Here is a 279-nt window from a genome sequence, read left to right on the forward strand (position 1 = left end):
ACTAAATTAGTTAAAGAAATTCTTGTATAGTAATCACTAATATTAAGATCTGTTGAAATTTCATTTTTTGATGCAATCATTTTTTCAATCATATACTCCATTATTTTTAACTCATTATCTGATCCATTAAGGGTTGATAGTAAATCTTCTTTCCAAATTCTTAATTTAGTACACCCATTTTCAGTAATAAAAATTTCTGGTTCTTTTAAATTTAATTTCCCTGATACATCATAAATTCTTTTACCACCTGTCCCTGCTTTTTCAGAAAAACATTTGAAA

1 protein-coding gene is annotated in these 279 nt (G+C 25.1%); it reads right to left on the minus strand.

Annotation, left to right across the window (positions count from 1 at the left end):
* A partial coding sequence (locus tag AWT72_RS09940) for a hypothetical protein (protein WP_197407688.1) occupies positions 1-279 on the minus strand: 279 nt, incomplete at both ends.

The organism is Oceanivirga salmonicida, from assembly GCF_001517915.1.
In the GTDB taxonomy this organism is placed as follows: Bacteria; Fusobacteriota; Fusobacteriia; order Fusobacteriales; family Leptotrichiaceae; genus Oceanivirga; species Oceanivirga salmonicida.